Source organism: Microbacterium sp. NPDC058342 (assembly GCF_042723935.1).
Taxonomy (GTDB): domain Bacteria; phylum Actinomycetota; class Actinomycetes; order Actinomycetales; family Microbacteriaceae; genus Microbacterium.
Map to the genome: position 1 here is coordinate 308,941 of NZ_JBHXID010000002.1, position 24,462 is coordinate 333,402.

Below are 24,462 nucleotides of genomic sequence, written 5' to 3' on the forward strand. Positions count from 1 at the left end.
GCTCTCGTACGGTCGCCCCAGCGGCCGTACGGGCCCTCGCCCGTGCCCCTCGATGAGCAACCGGAGACGCGATGAAGCGTGCACTGACAACAGTCGCCATAGCGGCGATGCTCGGCTCGGCGCTGGCCGCAGCCTCGCCGGCGACGGCCGCGGACGGCCCGTCCCTCTACGTGGCGCCGGGGGGTGACGACTCCGCAACGGGCACGATAGACGCCCCGCTCGCCACGCTCGAAGGCGCGCGCGACCGCATCCGCGAACTCAAGTCCGGATCCGGCCTCGCCGACGGCATGACCGTGTTCCTGCGCGAGGGCGAGTACAGCCGCAGCGCCTCGTTCACGCTCGGCAAGCAGGACTCCGGCACGGCGGAGCATCCGATCGTCTACCGCTCGTACCCCGGCGAGACGGCCACGCTGACCGGTGGCCGGGAGCTGCCGCGGGACGACTTCGAGAAGGTGACCGACACCGCCGTCACCGACCGCATCGTCGAGGCCTCCGCGCGGGACAAGGTTCTCGAGATCGACCTGAAGGAACTGGGCCTGACCGACTACGGCCAGCTCAGCCGACACGGCTACTGGCTGGCCAACGACGTCAGCACCACGCCGCCGATGGAGTTGTACATCGCCGGGCAGGGCATGACGCTCGCCCGCTGGCCCAACGCCGACGCGGCCACCCCGACTGTGCAGATGGGCGACATCGTCGACCCGGGACCCACCCGCAAGGACGCCGACCTGCAGGACCGCGGCGGCGCGTTCACCTACACCTACGATCGCCCCCAGCACTGGACCGAGGCCGACGACGTGTGGCTCGACGGCATCTTCGGCTACAGCTGGGAGTGGTCCTACAACAAAATCGAGAAGATCGACCCGGCCAAGAAGACCATCACGCTGCGCTACGGCGAGATGTCCGGGATCATGAAGAGCTGGTTCCCCGACTTCCACTTCGCGCAGAACCTGCTCGAGGAACTGGACGCCCCGGGCGAGTACTACATCGACCGCGACGCGGGCAAGCTCTACCTCGTCCCCAACGCGGCGTTCACCGCCGGCACGGGCGAGGTGACCGTCACCACGCTCAATGAGCCGATGCTGCGCGCCGACGACACCTCGTACGTGACGTTCGACGACATCGTGATGGAGTACGGGCGCGCGACGGCAGCGGTCATCCTCGGCGGCTCGAACGTGACGATCTCGCACGCCGACATCCGCAACTTCACCGACGGCGGCGTGCTCATCAACTCGCCCGGCCGGTACACCTACGACGGCATCCCGGTCAACCGCGGCGGGCGCGACCACGCGGTGACCGACTCGCGGCTCACCCACGTCGGCGGCGTGGGGGTGGTGCTGCAGGGCGGCGACAAGACGACGCTCGAGCCGGGCCGCAACCGGGTCGAGAACTCCGAGATCGCCGACTTCGCGTATTACCACAAGGCCTACAACCCCGGTGTGATGTTCGACGGCGTCGGCAACGTCGCCAGGAACAACAGGATCCACGACGCGCCGCATCCGGGCATCATCGTGCACGGCAACGATCACCTCTTCGAACGCAACGAGGTGTACGACGTCTGCAAGCTGTTCAACGATCTCGGGGCCGTCTACATGAACTCCGGCAAGACGCCGCAGCAGCGCGGGCACGTCTTCCGCGAGAACCACTTCCACGACATCGGCGTCGGCATGGCCGGGGTCGAGGGCATCTACGCGGACAACTTCACGTGGGATCTCACCATCGAGAAGAACGTGTTCGTGAACATGGGCAACGCCGCGATCAAGAGCGGCTCGGCGGACTACATCGACGCGACCAACAACGTCTTCGTCGATGCGTACGCGCCCTACGACAACTACGAGCAGTGGATGGGCGATCAGGAGGGCAACGTCGTCGACCGCGACTACATGCCGGAGTGGAAGCGCGTGTTCGAGGAGAACGACGACTTCGTCGGCACCCCGTACCTGGAGAAGTACCCGGAGCTCGCGCACTTCTTCGAGGACGATCACCACTATCCCGACCACAGCACCTTCGCGAAGAACGTGGTGTGGAACCCGAACCGCACACCGATCGCGGGCATCAACGACCAGGGGGCGAAGGACGGCAAGAATCTGCTGAACTACGGCACCAACCTCGTCGCCGCAGACGACCCCGGCTTCGTGGATGCCGCGAACGGCGACTACACGCTCAAGGCGGACTCCGAGGTCTTCTCGAAGATTCCGGGTTTCGAGGCCATCGCCTTCGACGAGATCGGCACGAAGGGCCACATCGGTCAGTCGCAGTCGGCGGAGCACGTCGCCCTCGAGGGGATCGCCTTCGATAGCGACCGGCTGAGCATCGACGCCGGCGACGAGGTGCGCGTGCGCGCCGTGCCGCTACCGTGGAACGCCGATGACGCCGCCGTCGAGTACGCGACGGCGGATGCGGCTGTCGCGACGGTGAACGCCCAGGGTGTCGTCCTCGGTGCGGGGCCCGGGACGACGACCGTCACGGCCACGGTGAAGGCGGATGCGACGAAGACCGCCACCATCGAGGTGGTCGTCTCCGAGGGCGACGGCGTGCTGCACTTCACCGACTTCGAGTCGGGCGCGAACGGCTGGCCGACCGACCCGAACCGCAGCATCCAGGCCGACTCCACCGGTGACAAGGTGTACCGGATCGTGAACGGGGCGAACTCGCAGCTGCCTCGAGACTTCACGGAGTTCGTGCTCGACTTCGACGTCGCGTCGCCCGCCGGCGACGTGGTCAAGTCCGATCTGCTGATCTACAACCGCAACCAGAACGGCGGCGGCTACATCCGCTACCGCAACGCCGCGGATGGCCCGACGTGGACCATCTTCGACAGCTCCTGGCAGATCGTCGCCGAGAAGGTGGTCGCGAAGGAGCAGGGCATCCCGAACGGCAAGACCTCGCATGTGCGCATCGCGGTGCAGGACGGCAGGATCCGCATCGTCGTCAACGGCGCCATCGCCCTCGAGGGCAAGGACCCGGCACCCGGCGCCGCCGGCCGCGTCGGCTTCTACGTGGAGGGGTACCCGTCGCTCGATCTCGACGACATCGGCTTCTCGCTGTCCGGGGTGCCGGTCACGGACATCAGCCTCGACGTCGAGAAGCTCGCGCTCAACGTCGGCGAGCGCACGCAGGTCACGGCCACGGCCGCTCCCGAGGACGCCAGTGACACCCGGGTGAGCTGGACGAGCGCCGATCCGGCGATCGCGACGGTCGTCGACGGACGCGTTGCGGCCGTGGGCGCCGGCACGACGACCATCACCGCGACCTCCGTCTCGGACCCGACGCTGACCGACGAGGTCGCCGTCACCGTGGCGGACGCCGAGTACCCGACCGTCCGGCTGGATCGGCAGCTCTCGGATGCCGCGAGCTGGAGCGACGCCGACGGCATCGCGGTCGACGACGACGGCGTGCGCCTGAGCGCGGAGGGCGTGTACGGCTACGAGGCCGAGCGCTTCGGATCCACCCTGCTGCGCTTCGAGGCCGACTTCGGCGAATTCGACGGCGGCTGGTACGGCTTCCAGGTGCGCTCGGATCAGACCGGGCTCCCCGCCTGGCAGAACTCCAACACGGGGTACCTGTTCATCGTGAAGGAGGACACGTTCGAGTTCCAGAGCTGGACGCCCGGGCAGACCATGCTCGACGTCATCCCGAACACGGTGATCGAGCCCGGCTCGACCCACGAGATCGAGGTCGGCGCGATCGCGGAGGACTCCGGCACCCGCGTGGTGCTGCGCGTCGACGGCACGACGGTGTGGAACATGCTGGATGCCAGGGAGAATCTGCGCATCGGGGCGGACGGGTTCTTGAACCTGTACCACTACGGCAAGACCAACGCCCTCGCGGTGCGCCCGGCGGCCGCCGACGGGCCGGGTGAGCCCGGGCCCGGCGAGCCGGGTGAACCGAGCGAGCCCGGTGGTGGCGGTCCTTCGGACCCGGGCGAGACCGACCCGGGCGAAGCGGGCGCGCCCGGTGGATCGGGGATGCTGCCGCTGACCGGTGCCGACCCGCTGCTGCCGGCGATGCTCGGAGCGGGACTCCTGCTCATGGGGATCGTTCTGTGGACGCTGCGGCGGCGTCGTCGGGCCTCGGCGGTGGATCATCACCTGCAGGAGCCGGCTGAATAGGCTGGCCGGAACGCCGTCGGATCAGGGAGGAAGAGCCATGGACTCGCTCGGACACTCGAGCATCGCCTTCATCGGCGACTCGATCACCGACGCCGGGCGCGACAGGGCGAACCCGGACTCGTACGGCGACGGCTACGTCTCGCTGCTGGCGCCGGAGCTGATCGCCGGCGGTGCCGAGGTGCGCAACGTCGGCATCGCCGGCGACCGGGCCGTGGATCTGGCCGCCCGGTGGGCGATGGACCTCGTGCCCACCGCGCCGGATCTGCTGACGGTGTACGTCGGCATCAACGACGTGTGGCGTCGCTTCGACAGCGACGACCCGACGTCGACCGTGGCGTTCGAGGCCACCCTGCGGGAATTGCTGGCGTCTGCCGTGGACGCCTTCGGGTCGCGGCTGATCCTCATGGAGCCGTTCCTGCTGCCCGTGCGCGACGAGCAGCGCGGCTGGCTCGCCGAACTCGACGAGAAGAGGGCTGCGGTCAGGCGGCTCGCGGACGAGCTTGGTGCAGAGCTCGTGCCGTTGCACGAGATCCTCACCGCGGCCGCCACGGAGAAGGAGGCTGCGGCGCTGGCTCCCGACGGCGTGCATCCCCTGCCCGAGGCGTCCCGGCTCATCGCCGGGGCGTGGCGGGACGCGCAGGCGCGGCAACACCCCGCCGGTCATTAGCGATAGTCGATAGTGAAAGTACAATGGTTGTCATGACGGACGTGATGGGCGCAGCAGGGCTTCAGCGTGGACTGCTGTCGGATCAGATCTACGCCATGATCAAGGCGATGATCAAGGACTCCACGCTGGCTCCGGGAGAGCAGCTGGTCGAGTCTCAGCTCGCGCGGCAGCTGCAGGTGAGCCAGGCGCCCGTGCGCGACGCGCTCAAGCGGCTGGCCCATGAGGGGCTGGTCTCGCACGTGCGTCATCAGGGCAACTTCGTCGCCAGTTACTCGGCCGAGGAGGCCGCCCAGGCGAAGGTGGCCAGGGTCGAGCTCGAGGCTCTCGCCGGGCGGCTCGCCTGCGGCGCGCTCGACGCCGAGCGCCGCAGCGTGCTCGCCGATCTGATCGACCGGATGCACGAGGCGGCGGAGGCGAACGACCTCTCCCGCTTCCGCGAGCTCGACTTCGTGTTCCACCGTGCGGTGATCGAGTCCGGTGGAAACGTCTATCTGCCGCGCATGTGGGATCTGCTCGAACCGAGTCTGCGATCCATGCACGTGCTGGGCGACCCCGCCTTCACCGGCGACTGGCACGAGGTCGCCGACTGGCATCGTGGTCTGCTCGATGTGCTCGACGCGGGGGATGCCGAGGCCGCCTCGGCGCTGTTCCGCGCCCACGCCGCAGGCACCCTCCTCGACCCGGCCTGATCGGCGCACGGCCTCACGATCGGTACAGGCGATCGGCGGTGTCGGACCAGAACGACCGGTCGTGCGGGTCCGGGAGTGCCCGGCGCACGGCGTGGACCACGTCGGCGTAGGCGTGCGTGCGGGCCGACATCGGCCAGTCGCTGCCGAACATCAGCCGCTCCGCTCCGAACAGCGCCATGGCCGTGCGCGCGAGGTCGGCCAGCTCGGCATCCGTTCGAGACGGCGAGAGGAGGCCCGAGAACTTCGCGTGGGCGTTCGGTGCGTGCGCGAAGGCGTTCAGGGCCTCTGACCAGTCGCGGCTCGGCTCTGCCGCACCCAGGCCCAGATGGCACAGCACCATCGGAGTGTCCGGATGCCGCCGGGCGAGTGCGGCTGCGCCGGTCAGCTGCGCAGGCCTGATCAGCAGCTCCAGCACGCGGCCGGCCTCGCCCAGGGCGGAGGCGAGCGCGTCGAGCCCCGGCACATCGGAGAGGTCTGCGGCGGACTGGGCGACGGCGGCGCGGATGCCCGAGAACGGCGCCCCGTCGAAGACGGTCGCCCCGAGCGCCGTTCTGCCGGCCGGCTCGTACTGCAGCACGGCCCGCGTGGCGAGGGCATCCGACGCGGTGAGCGCCGTGAGCCAGCCGGCCTCCTCGACGGTGTCGGCCACCTGCACGGCGATCGCGCTGGTGATGCCGCACGACCTCGACGCGGCGCGTAGCATCCCCGGCGTCGCCGCCTCGGGCAGCCCCAGCCCGTCATGGAACCAGGGGATGGGGAACGCGCGCACGTCCCACAGGTGCACGTGCGCGTCGACGATGCGCACGATCAGGCGCTCGCCGCCTCGAGCGCGGTCCACAGCTCCGCGGGGATGGTCGCATCGAGACCGGCGACGAAGGCGTCGACCTCCGCCGGCGTGCGCGCGCCGACGACCACGGCGTCCGCTCCGCGGTGCAGAGGAAAGCGCACGGCCGCGTCCGCCAGGGCGACGCCGTGCGTCTCGCAGATCGCCCGCAGCACCCGCGCCCGGCCGAGCAGCGTCTCGTCGGCCTGCCGGTACTCGAAGAACGGCGCCGCATCCGGGTCGGCGAGGATACCCGAGTTGAACACTCCCGCCGCGATCACGCCGATCCCACGGGTGGCCGCCAGCGGCAGGAGGAGCTCCTCGGCCGTGCGGTCGAGCAGCGTCAGGCGACCGGCCTCCATGAGCACGTCGAGCGGGGCTTGCGCCGCGAAGCGCTCCAGAGGGTCCAGCCGGCCCAGGCCCACGCTGACGGCACGCACCACGCCCTGCTCGCGCAGCTGCACCAGTGCGGTCATCGCGCCCGCCATGCCGGCCTCGACATCCAGCGGATCGTGCAGGTGCAGAACGTCCACGCGGTCCGTGCCCAGGCGGGCCAGGCTGCCCTCCAGGCTGCGCCACACGCCGTCGCGGCTGAGGTCGGCGACCGACGAGACACCGCTGCCCGCGCCCGCGACCGGCTCGCCGTCGACGTCGAGCAGCTGCCGGCCCACCTTCGTGGCGATCACGACCGTGTCGCGGCGCACGTCGCGCAGGGCCAGTCCGAGCTTGCGCTCGCTCTCGCCCGAGCCGTACAGCGGAGCCGTGTCGAAGAAGCGCACGCCCTGAGCGAGCGCGGCGTGCACGGTCGACACGGCATCCGCATCCGAGACGGGCGAGAAGAGGTTGCCGATCGGGGCGCAGCCGAGCCCGACCTCGTCGCGGAGGCCGGCGACCGGGCTCAGCGGCCGGAGCTCTGCAGGGAACGCCATGCCTCGTACTCCTCACGGCTGTCGGGGGTCAGCGGGTAGTAGTCGCTCAGTCGGGCGCCCTCGTCCAGACGCATCCGGCTGAACACCTCCCACTCCTCATGATCCCGCGCCGAGGCGACCACCTGCGGGGCCATCGCCTGCGGCACGACCACCGGTCCGTCGTCGTCGGCGATGACGAGATCGCCGGGCATGCACAGCGCCCCGCCCACGGCCACCGGCACGTCGTAGCCCCACGGTGCGAGTTCGGACTGCGAGGCGTAGTGCGGGGTGGTGCCGGTGCACCACACGGGGATGCCCAGGGCGCGGATCCGCTCGGCATCGCGGATGCGGCCGTCGACGACGATGCCCGCTCCGCCCTGGCGGATGAAGTAGCGCACCAGGATGTCGCCGAGGCATCCGGAGAACCTGCTGCCGTAGGCCTGCACCACGAGCACGTCTCCGGGGCGCACCGCCTCGAGCACGTGCCAGAGGGCCGTGTGCCGTTCGGCGTACTCCTGCTCCACGCCGGCGGTCGCGTCCTGGGGGAGAGCCATGTCCTCGCGCTGGGGCATGAACTGCAGCGTCAGGGCGGAACCCACCACGCGGCTGCCGGGCGTGAGCGACTGCGGGCCCTCGATGAAGGTGCGGCGGATGCCGAGCTGATGCAGCTTCGCGCAGGCGGTGGCCGACGACAGCGAAGAGAAGTCCTCCACGAGAGCGGCGTCGGGTCGTTCGTAGGCCGCGCCCCGCACCGGGAGTGCGTAATCGGGGCGGATCAGTTCGGCGCTCATGCGTGTCCTTCGGCGTCGGTGAGGGGGGTGAGGTGGCGCGGGGTTCCGTCTCCGCGCGCGATGGTGAGGTCGAGGTCGGCGGCGTGCGCCGGGGGCAGCACCACGACGAGGTCGTCGTCGCACGCGACGGCGTGCGTGCCGATGGCGCCGCGCGGCGAGGCGTAGGTGCCGGAGGCGCCGGGATGGCCGCTTGCGTCCTCCACCTCCGCGGAGGCCGCCACGATCCGATCGAGGCCGAAGCGCCCGCCCCGCAGGCGCAGGGTGCGCGTGTGCACGACGGAGGTGTTCACCAGTCGCACGCCGATGCCGTCGTCGTCGAGTCGATGCACGAGCGCGGCGACGTCCTGCGGAAGGCCGGGCCGGGCGCGCTCGACGTCCTCGTAGCGCAGGGCCGTGTGACCGAGCCCGCCGTTGTACAGCACCTGCGGCGCGCCTGCCGCCAGCTGAGTGAGCACCTCGGTCACCACGGGATTCACCCGCTGCCAGAAGTGCAGATGCGCGGCATCCGGATCCCGGGCGTCGCCGAGCATCATGGCCGTGCGGCGGGCGACCTGGCCGAGCGCCATCTCGAGCGCCCGTTCGGGGTAGTCGGGCAGCCGGCCGGCGAGGAAGGAGTACCAGCCGGCCTCGTGGCCGGCCTCCTCCTTGTCGCGGAACGGCGCGACGAGGTCGGCGGATGCGGGAAGCCCCGCGATCGCGCGTTCCAGGCGCTCGGCGTCGGCATCCGATCGCGACCACCACCACAGCCAGAGCGGCAGGTCGAGCTGAAGGGGTCCGAAATCGAACCACCCGTCGGCTCCGTGGCGGTACGGCACGAGCATCCCCGGCTCGCCGCCGGCGTCGCCCAGCCGGGCCAGCCAGCCGCCGCGGAGGCTGTACGTCGAGTCGGTCACCGTGCCCGTGCGCGCCTCGGCGAGCACGGCGTCGAGCATGGTGCGCACGAGATCCAGCGCCTCGTCGCCGTCGGTGACGAGGGCGTGGTTGAGGGCGCCGATGAGGGCGCTCATGCCGACCGAGTGCAGCCCGTGCGGCCAGGCCCAGCCGTAGTGGCCACCCCACCAGCGGCCATCGTGCAGCGATCCGGCGACGCCGTCGGGACCCACGCTGTCGGGCATGATCCCTTCGCCGGTGCGCGCGCGCCAGCCGTCGACGTAGCGGCGGATCCACGCGGCCGCAGTCGCGTCGCCGTGGTAGAGCCAGGCGTTCGCGGCGAGCGAGGTCGCGGCGAGGTTGACGGCGATGTCGCCCTGCGCGCGGCGGTGCATCTCCTCCGACATGCGCAAGGCGTTGGCCGGGTCGGCGAGGTCGTCCCACATGGCGATGCCGTCCAGCCCCTGGATCGGCAGGCCGTAAGGACGCATCTCGGCGCGGTCGGCGCTGTACGGCACGACCGTGTCGTCGAGCCCGGGCCGTGCGCCGAGCGCGCCATTGTGCGGGGCGCGGATGATGTTGCGCTCGGCGTCGTAATTGCCGCGCGCCGGGTCGATGAACAGCTCCGCGAAGCGGCGGGCGCGTGCCGCGTAGGCGGGGTCCGCGGGGTCGGCGGCGCAGATGCCCGCGAAGAACAGCAGCGATTCGCCCTGGTGGAACCAGTCGTAGCCGTTGTCGTACTCCTCGGTGATCATGCCCGCCTCGGCCAGCTGCGCGGTCACCCCCTCCCAGGCGCGCTTGCTGTCGGCGAGCACCTCGTCGGGCCCGCCGAGCAGGTAGAACGCCGGCCAGTTGAAGAACGGCTCGTACAGGTCGTCGACGCCGTCGCGGTCGACGAACTCCGCCACGCCGCGCAGCCGGCCGTCCGGCAGCGTGTAGCGGTCGCGGAACAGCCTCCGCGCCTGCTCGATCTCGTCGAAGAGGCGGCGCTGCAGCACCGCCCACGCGGGAACGGTCCGCAGCGGGTACGCGAACGGTGCATCCGGCATGGTCATCCCTTCGTCGCCCCGGCGACCAGGCCGCCGATGATGTGGCGCTGCATCACGATGAAGAAGATCATGGCGGGCAGCACCGCGAGCAGCAGGGTCGGGAACACCTGCGTGTAGTCGGTGGAGAACTGCCCGACCGCGGCGTACACCCCCGTCGTCACCGTGTAGATGCCGGAGCTGGGGCCGAGGATGATCTGCGGGCTGACGAAGTCGTTCCACACGCCGATCGAGTTCAGCACCACGGCCGTGGCGACCACGGGCTTCATGATCGGGAAGATGCACGACCAGAACGCGCGGATGGGACCGGCGCCGTCGAGCGCCGCCGCCTCGTCGATGTCGCGGGGAACGCTGCGCAGGTACGCGGTGAACAGGAAGATCGTCACCGGCAGGGTTGCCGCCGTCTCGAACAGGATGAACCCGGGGATGGTGTTGATCAGCCCCAGCACCCTCAGCACGAAGACGACGGGGATCAGAGTGACCTGGCCGGGGATGAACAGGCCGGAAACGAACAGCAGCAGCAGCCCGAGGTGCCACTTCGAGCGGCCGCGGGCGATCACGTAGGCGACCGGGGCGGAGAGCAGGATGCAGCAGATGTTCACCAGCACCACGAACAGCAGGGTGATGCCGTACGCGGCGATCACGTTGAACCTGCTGCTGGTGACGGCCTGCCACAGGTAGTCGAGCGTGAAGCTCTGCGGGGTGATCAGCAGCGGGTTCTCGATGATCTCCTTCTGCGGCTTGAAGGCGTTGATCACCATCGTGTACATCGGGATCAGCATGGTGATCGCGACGACGCTCAGCACGGCCCAGCGGATCGTGCTGACCAGGGCGGAGGGGCGGTTGCGGGTCTGCTTCTTCATCAGTCGGTCGCCTTCTGCTCTGCGCGGCGGCGCACCAGCGTCACGCCGAGGCCGATCACGGCCGTCACGATCAGCAGCACGATCGACTGGGCGGCGCCGAAGCCGAGTGCGGAGTTCGCGAAGGAGTCCTTCAGGATCTGGTACACGATCGTCTGCGTCGATCCGGCCGGCCCGCCGTCGGTCAGCGAGAGCACCACGTCGTACGCCTTGAGCAGGCCGACGAGGGTCAGCACGATGTTGACGGTGAAGACCGGCGCGATCAGCGGCACGGTGATCGCGCGGAACTGCTGCCAGCGGGAGGCGCCGTCGACGGTGGCGGCCTCGTAGTACTCAGCGGGCACCGACTTGATGCCGGCGAGGAACAGGATCATGTTGAATCCGAAGTGCGACCAGACGATCGTGAAGATCACGCTCGCCTTGGCGAAGCTCGGATCGGTGAGGAACGGCAGATCGGGCAGGCCGACCGATGTCAGCAGCCCGTTCACGGCGCCCTGCGGGGCGAGCATCGCCGACCAGAGGAAGCCGATGATCAGCGCGCTGATGACGTACGGGTAGAAGAAGATCGTGCGAAGGATCGTGTTCGAGCGGCCCGGACCCGAGATGAGGGCCGCGATCGCAAGACCGACGACGTTGCAGAGCACGGTGCCGACCACGGCGATGATGCCCGTGAAGACGGCGGCCGCGAGCGAACGGGGGTTCCGGAACGCCTTGGCGTAGTTCTCCCAGCCGACGAAGTCGAAGCTCAGGCTGTAACCGGTCCAGTTCGTGAAGCTCAGCACGCAGGCGAGGATCATCGGGATCACGAACATGGCGAGGAACACCACGATCGCGGGGGTGGCCATGATCATGCCGGGTATCGTGCGCCGCCAGCGCTGCGGCGCACGGCCACGCTGCGGTGCGATGGTCGAACTCATCCGTCGACGCTCCTGTCGTTTCGGGGACCGGGTGCGCCCCGGGGCGGATGCCGCCCCGGGGCGCTGAGGGGTGCGGGCGGGCGGGATCAGCCGGCGTTCGCGGCGAACCAGGCATCCATCGCCTTGATGACAGCGGCGGCCGACGTGCCGCCCATCAGGGCCTGGGTCTGGGTGTTGATCTCACCGGCGTAGCCGTCGGGCAGGGTGCGCTCGCCGTAGCCGCCGCCGGTGGGCGTGTACGCCTCGGCGGGGGTGTCGGCCACGATCTGCAGCAGCTCCTCGCCGAGAGCGGTCATGTCGTACTCGTAGCCGTCGCGGAAGTTGCCGTCCACCTCGAGCTGGTCGGCGACCGCCTTCTGGTCGGTGGTCAGGAACTCGATCAGCTTCGCGGCGGCCTCCTGGTTCTCGCTCGCCTTGAGGATGGAGTACGGGCTCGCGATGTTGGCGCCCATCGCGGGCTGGTCGCCCTCGTCCATCGCCGGAGCACGGAACACGCCGATGTCGGCCGACTCGGCGGCCTTCGCCTGCGTGCCGGCGAACCAGCTTCCCATCGAGTAGACCGCGGTCTTGCCCGAGAGGAAGGCCTGCTCGGCATCCGGGTACTTGATGCCCAGCGCGTCCTTGGGGACGTAGCCCTTCTCGACCCAGTCGGCGAACACCTCCACCGAGGAGCCGTACGTCTCGCTGAAGGTGAGCTCGCCGGCGGAGATCTCCTGGTACCAGTCCGGGTTCTCCGAGATCACCGACGGCAGCGCGAGGGACTGGAGGGTGTGACTCGACATCCAGTCGCCGCCTTCCTGGATCGGCGTCCAGCCGGCGTCCTTCAGCTTGCCGAGATCCGCGGTCAGCTCGTCGACCGTGGTGGGCGTCTCGGTGATGCCGGCCTCTTCGAACGCGGTCTTGTTGTAGAAGAACAGGCTCTGCAGCTGCACGCCGATGCCGGCCATGAGGTACTTGCCGTCCATCGAGTACTGGTCGGCGAGAGGGCCGTTCTTCGCCCAGTCGTACTGCGAGAGATCGACGAGCTCGGGTGCGATCTTGCCGTTGGGGGCGAGCGACTGCACGATGTCGGGTGCGTCGCCCGATGCGAGCAGGCGCGGGATCGCCGCCTCGACGCCCTCGGCGCCGGGATTCTGGATGACGACGTCGATGTTGTCGTTCTCGGCCTCGAAGGGTGCGACGAGGTCGTTCCAGAACTCCTCGGTGAGGTTGGGGGTCACGTTGACGAGCACGCGGAGCGTGACCTTCTCGTCGGAGCCTGCGCCGTCGCCGGCTGCGGAGGTGCTGCAGCCGGCCAGCGCCAGCGCTGAGACTGCGGCGATGCCGACTGCGGGCAGGAGTCGAGCCTTGATCATCGTTGATCCTTTCGGGATGCATGGGAGGGAGTGCTTCCAGGGACATTACACTAATCGATAATCGTTTGTGAAGCTTTCGTGCGATCCGTGGCGGGGTGCGAGGTCGCGGGGTGTCGTTCAGGTCGCGATTCGTCCCGGTTTCGGCGCGGGCCCGGCGCTCAGGTCGCAGTTGGTCCCGGTTTCGGCGCCTTATTCCGGGATGAAGTGCGACCTGGACGGGGGTGGCGGAGGGGATTCCGTGACGAAGTGCGACCCGGATACCTCCGGCCGGCTCAGCGCGACGCGCGGCGGGCGCGGTACGCGGCGACGGCGTTCCGGTTCGCGCAGGTGGTCGAGCAGTACCTCTTCGAGCGGTTGCGCGACAGGTCCAGCGCGATCGCGTGGCAGTCGGCGTCTGCGCACACCTCGAGGCGACTGCCCTCTTCCGTGCGGATCACGTCGATCAGCGCCATCGCGGTCTCGATGAGGATGCGCTCGGACAGCGGATGATCGTCGGCGACCGCGTGCAGATGCCAGTCGGCGTCGTCGTGCCTGGTCAGCCGGGGAGCGAGGGTGACGTCGGCGAGGGCGGTGTTCACGCGCGCGACCATCTCGTCCCTCGGGGCGAGGAGCATAGCGCGCAGTCGCGGGCGCAGCTCGCGCAGCGTCTGCAGCTCGGCATCGTCGCGATCGATGCGCCCGGTGTACGGATACTCGGCGAGGAAGGCCCCGTAGTCGTCCAGGCTCGAGAGGGTGTCGGGTTCCTCGGCCGAGTTCACGAGCGCCACGGCCGCGCGCAGCGCCTCTTCCGTGTCACTGGTGAACATCATGTTGACACCTTACAACGTCAGGCAATAGTGTCATGTCTCATGGACCAGTTGGCAGATGACACACGCCTCGGCTCGCGCGTGGGAGCAGGGCTGCTCGTCGCGCTCGGCGCGGCGTTCTCGTTCGGCATGTCGGGTGCCTGGGCCCGCGGGCTGATCGACGCCGGCTGGACCCCGGGGGCGGCGGTCACAGCGCGCGTCTGGGTGGCCGCGCTCATCCTTCTCGTCCCGACGATCCTCGCCCTGCGCGGGCGATGGGGCCTGCTGCGCCGCAACGCCGGCATGATCGTGGCGTACGGACTGCTCGCCGTCACCGCCACGCAGCTGTGCTACTTCCAGGCGGTCGCCGTGATGGATGTCGGCATCGCGCTGCTCATCGAGTACACCGCGCCGGTCGCCGTGGTGCTGTGGCTGTGGCTGCGTCGCGGCGAGAGGCCCACGAGACGCAGCATCCTCGGCGCGATCATCGCCTTCGCGGGTCTCGTGCTCATGCTCGACATCCTCACGGGGGCGCGGGTGGACGCCGGAGGCATCCTCTGGGCTCTCGCCGCGATGGTGGGAGCCGCGACGTACTTCGTGCTGTCGGCACGGGAGGACACGGGGCTGCCGCCGATCGTGCTCGCCGGCACCGGCCTCCTGCTCGGTGCGATCGGCCTGACGGCGGCCGGTGCGGTCGGCGTCCTGCCCATGGCGTGGTCCTTCGACGACGTCGCCTTCCGGTTCGGCACCGTCCCGTGGTTCGTCCCCGTGCTCGCGATCGGCCTGCTGGCGACGGCCCTGGCCTACACCCTCGGCATCGCGTCGACGCGGATGCTGGGCTCGCGCCTGGCCTCGTTCGTCGCACTCGCCGAGGTCGTCGCCGCGATGCTGTTCGGGTGGATGCTGCTGGGGCAGCTCCCCGCGCCGCTGCAGCTGATCGGCGGCGTGCTCGTGCTCGCCGGTGTCGTGGTGGTCAAGCTCGGCGAGCCCGCCGCACGGCCTGCGCCGGTCGCGACACCGGTGTGACCCGCCTCTCAGGTCCAGTCGAACGTGAGCGCCACCGTGCGCGTGCGAGGTTCGAAGAAGAGCAGGATCGCGTCGGCGCCCTGTCGGCGCCACGGGTAACCGGCGGTGGCGGCGACGAACGTGAAGGGCCGCCCGTCCGAGAGCCGCAGCACGGGACTCACCGTGTCGCTCTCGTCCAGCCGGACCGACGGCGGCGGCGGAAAGCTCGCCCAGTTGCCGTAGCCGGGCTCTCCCCCCAGCGCATCGACGAGGGGCAGGTCGGCGCCCCAGCCCTCGCGCTGGACGCTCGGGTCCTCCTCCGTGCCCCACACCAGTGCTCCCAGACGCTCCCAGCGCGTTCGCGCTCCCGCGATGTCCGATTCCGCCTCCGCGTAGAGCTGGCGCAGTTCCTGGGAGAGGGCCTCCCCCGACGCCTCCGCGTCCTCGATGCGGAAGAAGCGGGGATGTCCGAGGAACGTGTACCTGTCGTCGTCGCCGAGTCGGAAGGTGATCCAGTTCTCTCCGGCGTGTTCGTCGTGATGGGCATCCGTCTCTTGGCCCAGGAGCCCTTCGCCCGGCTCCACCGGACTCAGGAGGTGGACGCGGCCCGTCCAGGCGGGGTCGATGGCTCCGAGCTCGATCGACAGGAGCGGGTGCAGCACACGAGCGAGCCAGGGCTGATCCGCGGCGAACACGTCGGAGGGGTCGGGGAGCACGTGCACGCGCGGATCCGGCGCGGAGACCTCTTCGCTCTCCACGAGGCCACGGTCCGTCCAGGGAGACGCCGGCGACAGGTGCGGCGCCGGCGCGGGGACCTCCTCCGGGCCGGTGATGCCCCACGTCCGCTCGAACGCGCTCGCCGGTCCGCGCACCTCGTCCTCGGCACGGGCGATCAGCTTTCGTGCCTCGTCCTCCGTCGCGGCGGGGATCTCGGCCATGATCGCGTGGTCGTCCAGACGGCGGATCACCAGGTGCCCGAGGGGGCCGCCGTCGGCGCCCCAGGTGGAGCGGTAGGAGATCTCGTAGCGGGAATCTCCGGCGATGTTGTCCATGGCGTCGAACCTATCCGACGCCATCAGAGGCGCAGGATCAGTTGTCGAGGTCGACCGAGACCACGGTGAGATCCGAGGCGAGCTCGACGTCGGCGTCGCGGCCGTCGGACAGGCGGATGCTGACCTCGTAGGCGACGCCGCGGTCGTCGGACGTGGAGAGGGAATCGATGGTGCCGTCCGCGCCGCCCGCTGAGGCGACGGCGTCGAGCGCTGCCTTCTCGATCCCGGTGAGCGTGCCGAGGTCGAGCAGCGGATCCGGACGATCGTCGTCGTCGGGGCGATCGGCATCCGTGGTGACGGTGCCGTCCGTGCCGACGAACAGATCCGGCTCGCTGCCGTCGGCCAGCTGCACCTCGACCTCGTAGCCGCCGCGCTCGACGTCGATCGAGGTCGCGCCCTGGGCGCCCGCCTCGGCGATCGCCTTCTCGGCGGCGGCTCGGAGCGAGGCGTCGTCCGACGCGGGAACGCCGCCGGGCGTGTTCTGCGCTCCGTCGCCGTCCCGGTCCGAGGGCGTGTCGGCGCCCGAGCCCGCACGATCGTCCTGACTGTCGCCGTCCCGGTCGCCGTCCTCCGTCCCGCGACCGGAATCCGAGCCCGCGACCGCGGCGGGGCGATCATCGTCGTCGTCGGCCACGTTCGCGCCGATCGCGTACGCGCCGCCACCGACGGCGAGGAGGGCGACCACGGCGGCAGCGCCGATCAGCAGGGCGCGCTTGCGGCCCTGGGGCTTCTCCGGGCCCGGTGCCGTCGCGGCCGGCTGCTCGGGCATCCGCTGCGTCTGGGCATCGGGGGACACGGGCTGGGGGGTCTCGTTCTCGTTCATGTCTTCAGCCTGCCGAAGGGGTGCTGAACCGCGTCTGAAGCCGCCTGAAGAGCGCTTCAGGCTCCGGGCGACCCGGGCAGGGTGAGCGTGAATCGCGCGCCGCCGTGCGCTCCGGCATCCACCGTCACCGTCCCGCGGTGCAGAGCCGCGACCTCGTGCACGATCGCGAGCCCGAGTCCGCTGCCGCCCTCGTCGCGCGCTCGGCCCTCGTCCAGGCGCGCGAAGCGGTCGAAGATCCGACGGCGGTGTTCGGGCGGGATGCCGTTGCCGTCGTCCTCGACCACGAGCACGACACGGTCCTGCTCGGACGACACGCGGATCGTGACGATCCGCGCGGCGTGCCTGGCGGCGTTGTCCGCGAGGTTGCGCACCGCGCGTGACAACAGGGCGCGGCTCCCCCGCACGCGACCTGCGCCGACGCCGCGCGTGTCGACCTGCGCGCCCATTCCGCGCAGCCTGCTCGCCTCCGCGAGCGCGAGATCATCGAGATCCACGGGCTCGGCCGGATGCTGCTGGTGCTCATCGATCCGCGCCAGCAGCAGCAGGCCCTCGACGAGATCCTGCATGCGGATGCCTTCGTGCCGCACGACCTGGCTCAGCGCCTCGACCGAGGTGGAGTGCGGGTGCGCGGCCGCCACCTCGGCGTGCTGCCGGATCGTGGCGAGAGGGGAGCGCAGCTCATGCGAGGCATCGCTCACGAACCGCCTCTGCACCGACTGCGCGTGCTCGATGCGCTCCAGCATCCGGTTCATGGTCTCGGCGAGGGACCCGAGCTCGTCCTCGCCGGCGTCGACCCGGCTGCCGAGCCGGTCGGGGCCGATGGCGTCGACCTGTCTGCGCAGACGCTCGACGGGTGCCAGGGCGCGCCCGGCGACGACCCACACGACCACGGCGATCAGGACCAGCAGCAGCGGCACCGCGACCGCCAGCAGCGCAGTCGCCGTCGCCACGGCGTCCTCGACGTGCTCGAGCGGGCGGGCGACGGTCAGCGTCCCGGCATCCGTCTCCTCCGAGGCGGCGAGGTACGCATCGCCGTCGACGACGACGCGGGCGGTTGCGTCCTCCGCGACAGCGGGAAGCTCCGCGGCGTCGTCGTCGCTGACGGCGTCGCCCAGGCGCACGAGCAGGTCGCCGTCGATGCCCTCGATCGCGCCGGTGCCGGCCTCGACCTGCTCCCCGATGGTCTCCAGATCCTGCTCCACTGCGACGCGGACACCCTCGGTGAGCGCGCCGGAGAGGATCTGCACGGTGGCGACGGCGCCGACGCCGAGGGCGATGGCCACCACGATGAACGCCCCGGTGGTGACCCGGGCGCGGATCGAGCGGGAGAGGGCCACGCGACGCGCCATGTCAGCCGCCCGTTCCGGACAGCCGGTATCCGGCGCCGCGCACGGTCTCGATGGCCTCACGGCCGAAGGGCCGATCGATCTTGGCGCGGAGATGACCGACGTACACCTCGACGATGTTGGCGTCGCCGTCGAAGTCGTCGCCCCAGACGTTGGCGATCACCTCGCGCTTGGTGACGACCTCGTCCCGGCGCCGCAGGAGGAAGTCGAGCACCGAGAGCTCGCGAGCGGTCAGGGTCAGCTCGGTGTCACCGCGGAACGCGCGGCGCGCGGCGGGGTCGAGTCGCAGGTCGCCGGCTTCGAGCACCACCGGACGCTCGCGCCCGCCGCGCCGGACGAGAGCGCGCAGCCGGGCGACGAGCACGGGATACGAGAAGGGCTTGGTGAGCCAGTCGTCGCCGCCGGTGTCCAAACCCTCGACCTCGTCCCATTCGCCGTCCTTGGCGGTGAGGAAGAGGACGGGCGTCCAGTTCTCGTCGGCGCGCAGCGCCTGACAGACCCGGTAGCCGCTCATGCCGGGCATCATGACGTCGAGCACGATCGCGTCGTAGTCCGCGTCGGTGGCCATCCGAAGTCCGCTGAGGCCGTCATGCGCCAGGTCGACGAGCATCCCCTCGGCCTCGAGTCCACGGCGGATGCCGTCCGCGAGGCGCACCTCATCGTCCACGAGCAGTATCCGCATGCCTCCAGTGTGGCCCGACGGTGCTGAAGCGGGCCTGAAGACGGGTCAGCGGTCGTTCGCGCGTCGTCGCGCTTTCCCGACACCCCGTGCAATCGTCGAGACCCCGTGATGCGGGCGTCCGCATCACGGGGTCTCGACGGCAGTGCGGGGTCTCGGCGCACGTCGTCCGGTGCTACCCGATCCGGCGCCGGTAGGCTCGCATCGCGAAGACGTAGGCGACGAGGAGGATTCCGGCGCACCAGGCCAGCGCGATCCAGATCGACGAGCCGACGGGCTCGCCCGCGAAGAGCGCTTGGATGCTGTTCACGATCGACGTGACCGGCTGGTTCTCGGCGAACCAGCGCACCGGGCCCGGCATCGTCTCGGTCGGCACGAAGGCCGAGCTGATGAACGGCAGGAAGATCAGCGGATACGAGAACGCCGTCGCCCCGTCGATCGTCTTCGCGGCCAGGCCCGCGATCACGGCCAGCCAGGTGAGTGCCAGCGTGAACAGCGCCAGGATGCCGATCACGGCGAGCCACTCCAGTGGCCCGGCACCCGTACGGAACCCCATCAGGAATCCGACCGCGAAGATGATCGCCAGGGTGATGCCGTTCGCGACGAGCGAGGTGAGCACATGCGCCCACAGCACGCTCGAGCGCGCGATCGGCATCGAGTGGAACCGCTCGAAGACGCCGCCCTGCATGTCGGTGAACAGCCGGAACGCCGTGTACGAGATGCCCGACGCGATCGCGATCAACAGGATGCCCGGGAGCAGGTAGTTCACGTAGCTCTCGGATCCGATGCTCTGCCGCAGCGCTCCGCCGAAGACGAACACGAACAGCAGCATCAGCGCGATCGGGGTGACCGCCGTGGTGATGATGGTGTCGGCGCTGCGGAAGATGTGGCGCATCGACCGGCCGGTGAGCGTCGCCGTGTCGGCGACGAGATGCGTGCTCATGCTGCGCTCCTCTCTTCTGTCGGGGTAGGCCCGACCAGCGCGAGGAAGATCTCCTCGAGCGTGGGCTGCTTCTCGACGTATTCGGCCTTCGCCGCCGGCAGCAGCTGCTTGAGCTCGGCGAGCGTGCCGTTCGCGATGATGCGACCCTGGTGCAGGATCGCGATGCGGTCGGCGAGCTGCTCGGCCTCGTCGAGGTACTGCGTGGTGAGCAGCACGGTCGTGCCGTTCGTCGCGAGTTCCTTGACGATGCCCCACACCTCGATGCGCGCCTCGGGGTCGAGCCCCGTGGTCGGCTCGTCGAGATAGATGACCTCGGGGTCTCCGACCAGGCTCATCGCGATGTCGAGTCGGCGGCGCATGCCGCCGGAGTAGGCGCCGGCCTTGCGGGCGCCCGCGTCGGTGAGGCGGAAGCGGGCGAGCAGGTCGTCGGCCACGGCTCCCGGATCGGGAAGGTGGCGCAGCTTCGCCACGAGCACGAGGTTCTCACGCCCCGTGAGGATCTCGTCCACCGCGGCGAACTGTCCGGTCAGGCTGATCGACTCGCGCACCTTGAGCGGTTCGGATGCCACGTCGAAGCCGCGCACGGATGCCGTGCCGGCATCCGCCTTGAGCAGGGTCGAGAGGATGCGCACCATCGTGGTCTTGCCGGCGCCGTTCGAGCCGAGCAGAGCGAAGATGCTGCCGTGCTCGACGTCGAAGTCGACGCCGCGCAGCACCTGCAGGTCCTTGTAGGACTTCTCGATGCCGCGCACCGAGATGGTCGGGGTGGTCATGATCGCTCCTCCTTCCTCTTCGCGCCGTCGATCGCCTCGATGAGCCGGGCGCGCTCCTTGTCGATCCAGCGGGCGCCGCCGTACGACTGGGCGAACGTCTCGGCGAAGTCCACCGGGTCGTCCCCGGTGATCTCCGAGACCGGGGTGCCGTCCACGGCGGCGCGCTCCCAGAGGTCGGCCAGGTCGACGAACATCCGCACGAGGGTGTCGCCGTCGGTGACGCCGCCGTAGTGCAGCAGGTAGCGGTGCATCGCGTTCGCGGCGGTCCGGTGGGGCTCGGGCATCGCGTCGATGCGCGATTTGGCGTTGCGGTACTGCTTCTTCTGCTCGAGCGGTCCGGTGAGCGCTTCGATCCATTTCGCGGCCATGTCAGTTCTCTCCTTCGGAGTCGTCGTGTGTGATGTCGGGGGAGCGGAGCTGGTCGATCCGCTCGGCGAGGAACGCCCAGGTGCTCCAGAACTCGGCGAGTTCCTGGGCCCCCTGTGCGTTCAGGGTGAAGACTTTGCGGGGCGGGCCCTTCTCGCTGGGCACCTTCTCCACGTCCACGAGGCCCTTCTGCTCGATGCGCACGAGGAGCGCGTATATCGTGCCCTCGGCGATCTCGGTGAAGCCCCGCTCGCGCAGCTGCGTGGTGATCTCGTAGCCGTAGGCGGGGCTGCCCGACAGCAGCGCCAGCACGATGCCCTCGAGTGTGCCCTTGAGCATCTCGGTCATCTGTCTGCCCATGGCGGCCTCCTTTCACTACTCGGTAGTACTGGGTACTGGTACTCAGTGTTGCTGACTACCAGTACATAGTAACACTGAGTAGCCGGAGCGCAAGAGTGTGCGGCGAATTTTTTATGTATACGTAAGTGGCGCGAATCTCGGCCCACGCTCGCATTCGGGGGCAGTTGTGTATACGCTGGCCGCGTGAGCACCGTTCCCGAGTCCGTCCGAGCGAGCGACCGCGCCTACGCGATCCTGCTCGATGAGATCCAGTCGGGCGCGCTTGCCGCGGGCGCCGTACTCGCCGAGGTCGAGCAGGCGGAGCGGCTCGGGGTCAGTCGCACGCCGATGCGCGAGGCGCTGCGCCGGCTCGCCGCCGACGGTCTCTCCGTGCAGCAGTCACCCCGGGTCACGGTCGTCGCGGCCATCGACGCGGATGACATCCGCGCGCTGTTCGAGATCCGTCGCGCACTGGAGGAGACCGCCGCGCGGCTCGCCGCCCGGCGCGGCGACAAGGCCGCGTTCGCAGCGCTCGCCGACGCGTTCTCGCACGTGGCCCTGGATGCCGATGAGGGGCGCGATGCCTATTACGCCCTCATCGCGGGCATGGATGCCCAGCTCGACCTCTCGCACGGCAACGACTACCTCGCCTCGGCCCTGCGCACCGTGCGCACCCACCTCGTCCGCGTGCGCCGCATGGCGCGTGACAACCCCGAGCGCCTGGCGGCATCGGCATCCGAGCATCGGCTGATCGCGAGCGCCCTGGCGTCCGGCGATGCCGAACTCGCCGCACACGCCACCCACGTCCACCTGCACAACGCTCTCACCAGCATCCTCGCGTCTCTGGAACAGCAGAGCGCCCCCTCGGAAGGAACCCCATGACGGTCACCCACCACGTCCGCGTCTACCGCAGCGAAGAGGACCTTCCCCGCGAGCAGCAGCTCGCGTGGAAGATCGCCGAAGTCGCCGTCGACCCCGTCGAGGTCGAACCCGAGGTGGTCGACATGATCATCAACCGCATCATCGACAACGCCTCGGTCGCCGCGGCCTCCCTGACCCGGGCCCCCATCGTCGCGGCACGCGCCCAGGCCTTCACTCACCCCGTCTCCACCGGCGGCAGGGGAGCGACCGTCTTCGGTGCCGAGCTCGACCGCCGCACCAGCCCGGAGTGGGCGGCCTGGGCCAACGGCGTCGCCGTGCGCGAGCTCGACTACCACGACACCTTCCTCGCGGCGGAGTACTCGCACCCGGGCGACAACATCCCGCCGATCCTCGCCGTCGCCCAGCACGCCGGATGCGATGGACGCGCGCTGGTGCGCGGCATCGCCACCGGCTACGAGATCCAGGTCGACCTCGTGCGGGCGATCTCGCTGCACAAGCACAAGATCGACCACGTCGCCCACCTCGGCCCGTCGGCCGCAGCCGGCATCGGCACCCTGCTCGGACTTCCTGCCGAGACGATCTACCAGGCCGTCGGCCAGGCGCTGCACACCACGACGGCCACCCGGCAGAGCCGCAAGGGCGAGATCTCCACCTGGAAGGCGCACGCCCCCGCGTTCGCCGGCAAGATGGCGGTCGAAGCGGTCGACCGCGCCATGCGCGGCCAGACCTCGCCGTCGCCGATCTACGAGGGCGAGGACGGCGTGATCGCCTGGATGCTCGACGGCAAGGACGCCTCCTACGACGTGCCGCTGCCGGCTGCCGGCGAGCCCAAGCGCGGCATCCTGGACACGTACACCAAGGAGCACTCCGCCGAGTATCAGGCCCAGGCGATCATCGACCTCGCCCGGCGCCTGGGCACCGCCCGCCCCGAGCTGCGCGATCCGGCGAACATCGCGAGCATCGTGCTGCACACCAGCCACCACACGCACAACGTGATCGGCTCGGGGGCGAACGACCCGCAGAAGTACGACCCGACGGCGTCGCGCGAGACGCTGGACCACTCGGTGCCGTACATCTTCGCCGTGGCGCTGCAGGACGGCACCTGGCACCACGTCGACTCCTACCTGCCCGAGCGTGCGCAACGCGAGGACACGATCGAGCTGTGGCACAGGATCACCACGGCCGAGGATCCCGAATGGACGCGCCGCTACCACTCCGTCGACCCCGGTGAGAAGGCGTTCGGCGGCCGGGTGGAGATCACCCTCGCCAACGGCGAGACCGTCGTCGACGAGATCGCGGTCGCCGACGCGCATCCGCTCGGCGCCCGCCCGTTCGGCCGCGAGCAGTACATCCGCAAGTTCCGCATCCTCGCCGAGCCCGTGCTCGACGCCGCCGAGATCGACCGCTTCCTGGAACTGGTGCAGCGTCTGCCCGAGCTCTCGGCCGCCGAGGTCGGCGAGCTGTCGATCATCGCGAAGGCCGGCGTGCTCGCATCCGCTCCCGAGGCTCCGAAGGGTCTGTTCTGATGCTGTACTCATCCACGCCCGCGCACGAGAAGCGCCGCCTGTTCCGCGAGCGACTCGCCTCGGGAGAGCTGCTGCGCTTCCCCGGCGCGTTCAACCCGCTCTCTGCTCGTCTCATCGAGCAGAAGGGGTTCGAGGGCGTCTACATCTCCGGCGCCGTGCTCTCGGCCGACCTCGGGTTGCCCGACATCGGCTTGACGACGCTCACCGAGGTGGCCTCGCGGGGTCAGCAGATCGCCCGGATGACGGAGCTGCCGGCCATCATCGACGCCGACACCGGATTCGGCGAGCCGATGAACGTCGCCCGCACGATCCAGACCCTCGAGGATGCCGGGCTCGCCGGCGCCCACATCGAGGACCAGATCAACCCGAAGCGCTGTGGCCACCTCGACGGCAAGGCCGTCGTCGACGAGCAGACGGCGCTGAAGCGCATCCGCGCCGCCGTCGACGCGCGGCGGGACCCGGACTTCCTCATCATGGCGCGCACCGACATCGCCGCCGTGGACGGGCTGGAGGCCGCGAAGGATCGCGCGAAGGCGCTGGTGGATGCCGGTGCCGACGCGATCTTCCCCGAGGCGATGCGGTCGTTGGAGGAGTTCGCCGCGATCAGGGAGGCGGTCGATGTGCCGATCCTGGCGAACATGACCGAGTTCGGGAAGTCGGATCTTTTCAGCGTCGCGCAGCTGCGAGACGTGGGCGTGAACATCGTCATCTGGCCGGTGTCGCTGCTGCGGATCGCGATGGGCGCGGCGGGGCGCGCACTCGATACGCTGAACGAGGAGGGGCACCTCACCTCCAGGCTCGGCGAGATGCAGCACCGCGCCGAGCTGTATGACCTCATCGACTACGAGTCGTACAACCACTTCGACTCCGGCGTCTTCAACTTCACCATCGCGAAGGGCTGAGCA

General features: G+C 69.9%; 23 protein-coding genes. 7 read left to right on the forward strand and 16 right to left on the reverse strand.

What is annotated here, in order from left to right; translation table 11 throughout:
- Positions 1-71 precede the first annotated feature (71 nt).
- Genes ACFWHT_RS11375 through ACFWHT_RS11385 form a run of 3 tightly spaced genes read left to right on the forward strand, consistent with a single transcriptional unit; the run spans position 72 to position 5,468 of the window.
- On the forward strand, positions 72-4,112 hold the full coding sequence (locus ACFWHT_RS11375; RefSeq protein ID WP_378828515.1) for an Ig-like domain-containing protein: 4,041 nt from the start codon (positions 72-74) through the stop codon (positions 4,110-4,112).
- Positions 4,113-4,149: 37 nt separating this feature from the next.
- Positions 4,150-4,779 (forward strand): GDSL-type esterase/lipase family protein, encoded by a 630-nt coding sequence (locus tag ACFWHT_RS11380; RefSeq protein ID WP_378828517.1) that lies wholly within the window; start codon positions 4,150-4,152, stop codon positions 4,777-4,779.
- Positions 4,780-4,811: 32 nt separating this feature from the next.
- Positions 4,812-5,468, forward strand: coding sequence for a GntR family transcriptional regulator (locus tag ACFWHT_RS11385; protein ID WP_378828519.1), 657 nt, complete (start codon positions 4,812-4,814; stop codon positions 5,466-5,468).
- A gap of 13 nt (positions 5,469-5,481) precedes the next feature.
- Here the strand turns inward: ACFWHT_RS11385 and ACFWHT_RS11390 are convergent, their stop codons facing one another.
- From ACFWHT_RS11390 to ACFWHT_RS11425, 8 genes are all read right to left on the reverse strand, one after another.
- Complete coding sequence (locus tag ACFWHT_RS11390) at positions 5,482-6,306, reverse strand: amidohydrolase family protein (protein ID WP_378828522.1); 825 nt, start codon at positions 6,304-6,306, stop codon at positions 5,482-5,484.
- Complete coding sequence (locus tag ACFWHT_RS11395; RefSeq protein WP_378828524.1) at positions 6,276-7,220, reverse strand: aldo/keto reductase; 945 nt, start codon at positions 7,218-7,220, stop codon at positions 6,276-6,278. The genes ACFWHT_RS11390 and ACFWHT_RS11395 overlap by 31 nt, the downstream gene beginning before the upstream one ends.
- A complete protein-coding gene (locus tag ACFWHT_RS11400; RefSeq protein ID WP_378828526.1) occupies positions 7,190-7,990 on the reverse strand; it encodes a ribonuclease activity regulator RraA in 801 nt (266 codons plus the stop codon). Before ACFWHT_RS11400 ends, ACFWHT_RS11395 begins: the two co-directional genes overlap by 31 nt.
- Positions 7,987-9,909, reverse strand: coding sequence for a hypothetical protein (locus tag ACFWHT_RS11405; RefSeq protein WP_378828528.1), 1,923 nt, complete (start codon positions 9,907-9,909; stop codon positions 7,987-7,989). Before ACFWHT_RS11405 ends, ACFWHT_RS11400 begins: the two co-directional genes overlap by 4 nt.
- Before the next feature lie 2 nt (positions 9,910-9,911).
- Positions 9,912-10,769 (reverse strand): carbohydrate ABC transporter permease, encoded by an 858-nt coding sequence (locus ACFWHT_RS11410; protein ID WP_378828530.1) that lies wholly within the window; start codon positions 10,767-10,769, stop codon positions 9,912-9,914.
- Positions 10,769-11,683, reverse strand: coding sequence for a carbohydrate ABC transporter permease (locus ACFWHT_RS11415; protein ID WP_378828533.1), 915 nt, complete (start codon positions 11,681-11,683; stop codon positions 10,769-10,771). Before ACFWHT_RS11415 ends, ACFWHT_RS11410 begins: the two co-directional genes overlap by 1 nt.
- A gap of 86 nt (positions 11,684-11,769) precedes the next feature.
- Positions 11,770-13,038, reverse strand: coding sequence for an ABC transporter substrate-binding protein (locus ACFWHT_RS11420; protein ID WP_378828535.1), 1,269 nt, complete (start codon positions 13,036-13,038; stop codon positions 11,770-11,772).
- A gap of 272 nt (positions 13,039-13,310) precedes the next feature.
- Complete coding sequence (locus ACFWHT_RS11425) at positions 13,311-13,847, reverse strand: CGNR zinc finger domain-containing protein (protein ID WP_378828537.1); 537 nt, start codon at positions 13,845-13,847, stop codon at positions 13,311-13,313.
- Between the two features lie 39 nt (positions 13,848-13,886).
- Between ACFWHT_RS11425 and ACFWHT_RS11430 the strand changes: the two genes are divergently transcribed.
- Complete coding sequence (locus ACFWHT_RS11430) at positions 13,887-14,849, forward strand: DMT family transporter (RefSeq protein ID WP_378828539.1); 963 nt, start codon at positions 13,887-13,889, stop codon at positions 14,847-14,849.
- 8 nt (positions 14,850-14,857) lie between these two features.
- On the opposite strand, the gene ACFWHT_RS11435 is transcribed toward ACFWHT_RS11430, so the two are convergent.
- From ACFWHT_RS11435 to ACFWHT_RS11470, 8 genes are all read right to left on the reverse strand, one after another.
- Complete coding sequence (locus ACFWHT_RS11435; protein ID WP_378828541.1) at positions 14,858-15,880, reverse strand: hypothetical protein; 1,023 nt, start codon at positions 15,878-15,880, stop codon at positions 14,858-14,860.
- Positions 15,881-15,917: 37 nt separating this feature from the next.
- The gene (locus tag ACFWHT_RS11440; RefSeq protein ID WP_378828543.1) at positions 15,918-16,703 is read right to left on the reverse strand and encodes a hypothetical protein; all 786 of its coding nucleotides are present in this window, start codon (positions 16,701-16,703) and stop codon (positions 15,918-15,920) included.
- A 56-nt stretch (positions 16,704-16,759) separates the two neighbouring features.
- Positions 16,760-18,052, reverse strand: coding sequence for a sensor histidine kinase (locus ACFWHT_RS11445; protein ID WP_378828545.1), 1,293 nt, complete (start codon positions 18,050-18,052; stop codon positions 16,760-16,762).
- A gap of 1 nt (position 18,053) precedes the next feature.
- Positions 18,054-18,731, reverse strand: coding sequence for a response regulator transcription factor (locus ACFWHT_RS11450; RefSeq protein ID WP_378828547.1), 678 nt, complete (start codon positions 18,729-18,731; stop codon positions 18,054-18,056).
- Between the two features lie 172 nt (positions 18,732-18,903).
- A complete protein-coding gene (locus tag ACFWHT_RS11455; protein WP_378828550.1) occupies positions 18,904-19,671 on the reverse strand; it encodes an ABC transporter permease in 768 nt (255 codons plus the stop codon).
- Positions 19,668-20,444, reverse strand: a complete 777-nt coding sequence (locus tag ACFWHT_RS11460) for an ABC transporter ATP-binding protein (protein ID WP_378828552.1) — start codon at positions 20,442-20,444, stop codon at positions 19,668-19,670. Before ACFWHT_RS11460 ends, ACFWHT_RS11455 begins: the two co-directional genes overlap by 4 nt.
- Positions 20,441-20,812, reverse strand: a complete 372-nt coding sequence (locus ACFWHT_RS11465) for a DUF1048 domain-containing protein (RefSeq protein ID WP_378828554.1) — start codon at positions 20,810-20,812, stop codon at positions 20,441-20,443. Before ACFWHT_RS11465 ends, ACFWHT_RS11460 begins: the two co-directional genes overlap by 4 nt.
- A gap of 1 nt (position 20,813) precedes the next feature.
- Positions 20,814-21,170: a PadR family transcriptional regulator gene (locus ACFWHT_RS11470; RefSeq protein ID WP_378828555.1), complete on the reverse strand. Its 357-nt coding sequence runs from the start codon at positions 21,168-21,170 to the stop codon at positions 20,814-20,816.
- A 183-nt stretch (positions 21,171-21,353) separates the two neighbouring features.
- On the opposite strand from ACFWHT_RS11470, the gene ACFWHT_RS11475 reads away from it, so the two are divergent.
- Genes ACFWHT_RS11475 through prpB form a run of 3 tightly spaced genes read left to right on the forward strand, consistent with a single transcriptional unit; the run spans position 21,354 to position 24,459 of the window.
- Positions 21,354-22,031 (forward strand): GntR family transcriptional regulator, encoded by a 678-nt coding sequence (locus tag ACFWHT_RS11475; RefSeq protein WP_378828557.1) that lies wholly within the window; start codon positions 21,354-21,356, stop codon positions 22,029-22,031.
- Positions 22,028-23,557: an MmgE/PrpD family protein gene (locus ACFWHT_RS11480; protein ID WP_378828559.1), complete on the forward strand. Its 1,530-nt coding sequence runs from the start codon at positions 22,028-22,030 to the stop codon at positions 23,555-23,557. Before ACFWHT_RS11475 ends, ACFWHT_RS11480 begins: the two co-directional genes overlap by 4 nt.
- A complete protein-coding gene (gene prpB, locus ACFWHT_RS11485) occupies positions 23,557-24,459 on the forward strand; it encodes a methylisocitrate lyase (protein ID WP_378828561.1) in 903 nt (300 codons plus the stop codon). Before ACFWHT_RS11480 ends, prpB begins: the two co-directional genes overlap by 1 nt.
- Positions 24,460-24,462 lie beyond the last annotated feature (3 nt).

What these genes read in the sequence shown, in the direction of transcription:
- ACFWHT_RS11460 (WP_378828552.1), bottom strand. Translation starts at nt 20,444, where the DNA reads ATGACCACCCCGACCATCTCGGTGCGCGGCATCGAGAAGTCCTACAAG.
- ACFWHT_RS11445 (WP_378828545.1), bottom strand. Translation starts at nt 18,052, where the DNA reads ATGGCGCGTCGCGTGGCCCTCTCCCGCTCGATCCGCGCCCGGGTCACC.
- ACFWHT_RS11375 (WP_378828515.1), top strand. Translation starts at nt 72, where the DNA reads ATGAAGCGTGCACTGACAACAGTCGCCATAGCGGCGATGCTCGGCTCG.
- ACFWHT_RS11465 (WP_378828554.1), bottom strand. Translation starts at nt 20,812, where the DNA reads ATGGCCGCGAAATGGATCGAAGCGCTCACCGGACCGCTCGAGCAGAAG.
- ACFWHT_RS11395 (WP_378828524.1), bottom strand. Translation starts at nt 7,220, where the DNA reads ATGGCGTTCCCTGCAGAGCTCCGGCCGCTGAGCCCGGTCGCCGGCCTC.
- ACFWHT_RS11380 (WP_378828517.1), top strand. Translation starts at nt 4,150, where the DNA reads ATGGACTCGCTCGGACACTCGAGCATCGCCTTCATCGGCGACTCGATC.
- ACFWHT_RS11440 (WP_378828543.1), bottom strand. Translation starts at nt 16,703, where the DNA reads ATGAACGAGAACGAGACCCCCCAGCCCGTGTCCCCCGATGCCCAGACG.
- prpB (WP_378828561.1), top strand. Translation starts at nt 23,557, where the DNA reads ATGCTGTACTCATCCACGCCCGCGCACGAGAAGCGCCGCCTGTTCCGC.
- ACFWHT_RS11470 (WP_378828555.1), bottom strand. Translation starts at nt 21,170, where the DNA reads ATGGGCAGACAGATGACCGAGATGCTCAAGGGCACACTCGAGGGCATC.
- ACFWHT_RS11410 (WP_378828530.1), bottom strand. Translation starts at nt 10,769, where the DNA reads ATGAAGAAGCAGACCCGCAACCGCCCCTCCGCCCTGGTCAGCACGATC.
- ACFWHT_RS11400 (WP_378828526.1), bottom strand. Translation starts at nt 7,990, where the DNA reads ATGAGCGCCGAACTGATCCGCCCCGATTACGCACTCCCGGTGCGGGGC.
- ACFWHT_RS11420 (WP_378828535.1), bottom strand. Translation starts at nt 13,038, where the DNA reads ATGATCAAGGCTCGACTCCTGCCCGCAGTCGGCATCGCCGCAGTCTCA.
- ACFWHT_RS11385 (WP_378828519.1), top strand. Translation starts at nt 4,812, where the DNA reads ATGACGGACGTGATGGGCGCAGCAGGGCTTCAGCGTGGACTGCTGTCG.
- ACFWHT_RS11405 (WP_378828528.1), bottom strand. Translation starts at nt 9,909, where the DNA reads ATGCCGGATGCACCGTTCGCGTACCCGCTGCGGACCGTTCCCGCGTGG.
- ACFWHT_RS11450 (WP_378828547.1), bottom strand. Translation starts at nt 18,731, where the DNA reads ATGCGGATACTGCTCGTGGACGATGAGGTGCGCCTCGCGGACGGCATC.
- ACFWHT_RS11480 (WP_378828559.1), top strand. Translation starts at nt 22,028, where the DNA reads ATGACGGTCACCCACCACGTCCGCGTCTACCGCAGCGAAGAGGACCTT.
- ACFWHT_RS11415 (WP_378828533.1), bottom strand. Translation starts at nt 11,683, where the DNA reads ATGAGTTCGACCATCGCACCGCAGCGTGGCCGTGCGCCGCAGCGCTGG.
- ACFWHT_RS11435 (WP_378828541.1), bottom strand. Translation starts at nt 15,880, where the DNA reads ATGGACAACATCGCCGGAGATTCCCGCTACGAGATCTCCTACCGCTCC.
- ACFWHT_RS11425 (WP_378828537.1), bottom strand. Translation starts at nt 13,847, where the DNA reads ATGATGTTCACCAGTGACACGGAAGAGGCGCTGCGCGCGGCCGTGGCG.
- ACFWHT_RS11455 (WP_378828550.1), bottom strand. Translation starts at nt 19,671, where the DNA reads ATGAGCACGCATCTCGTCGCCGACACGGCGACGCTCACCGGCCGGTCG.
- ACFWHT_RS11430 (WP_378828539.1), top strand. Translation starts at nt 13,887, where the DNA reads ATGGACCAGTTGGCAGATGACACACGCCTCGGCTCGCGCGTGGGAGCA.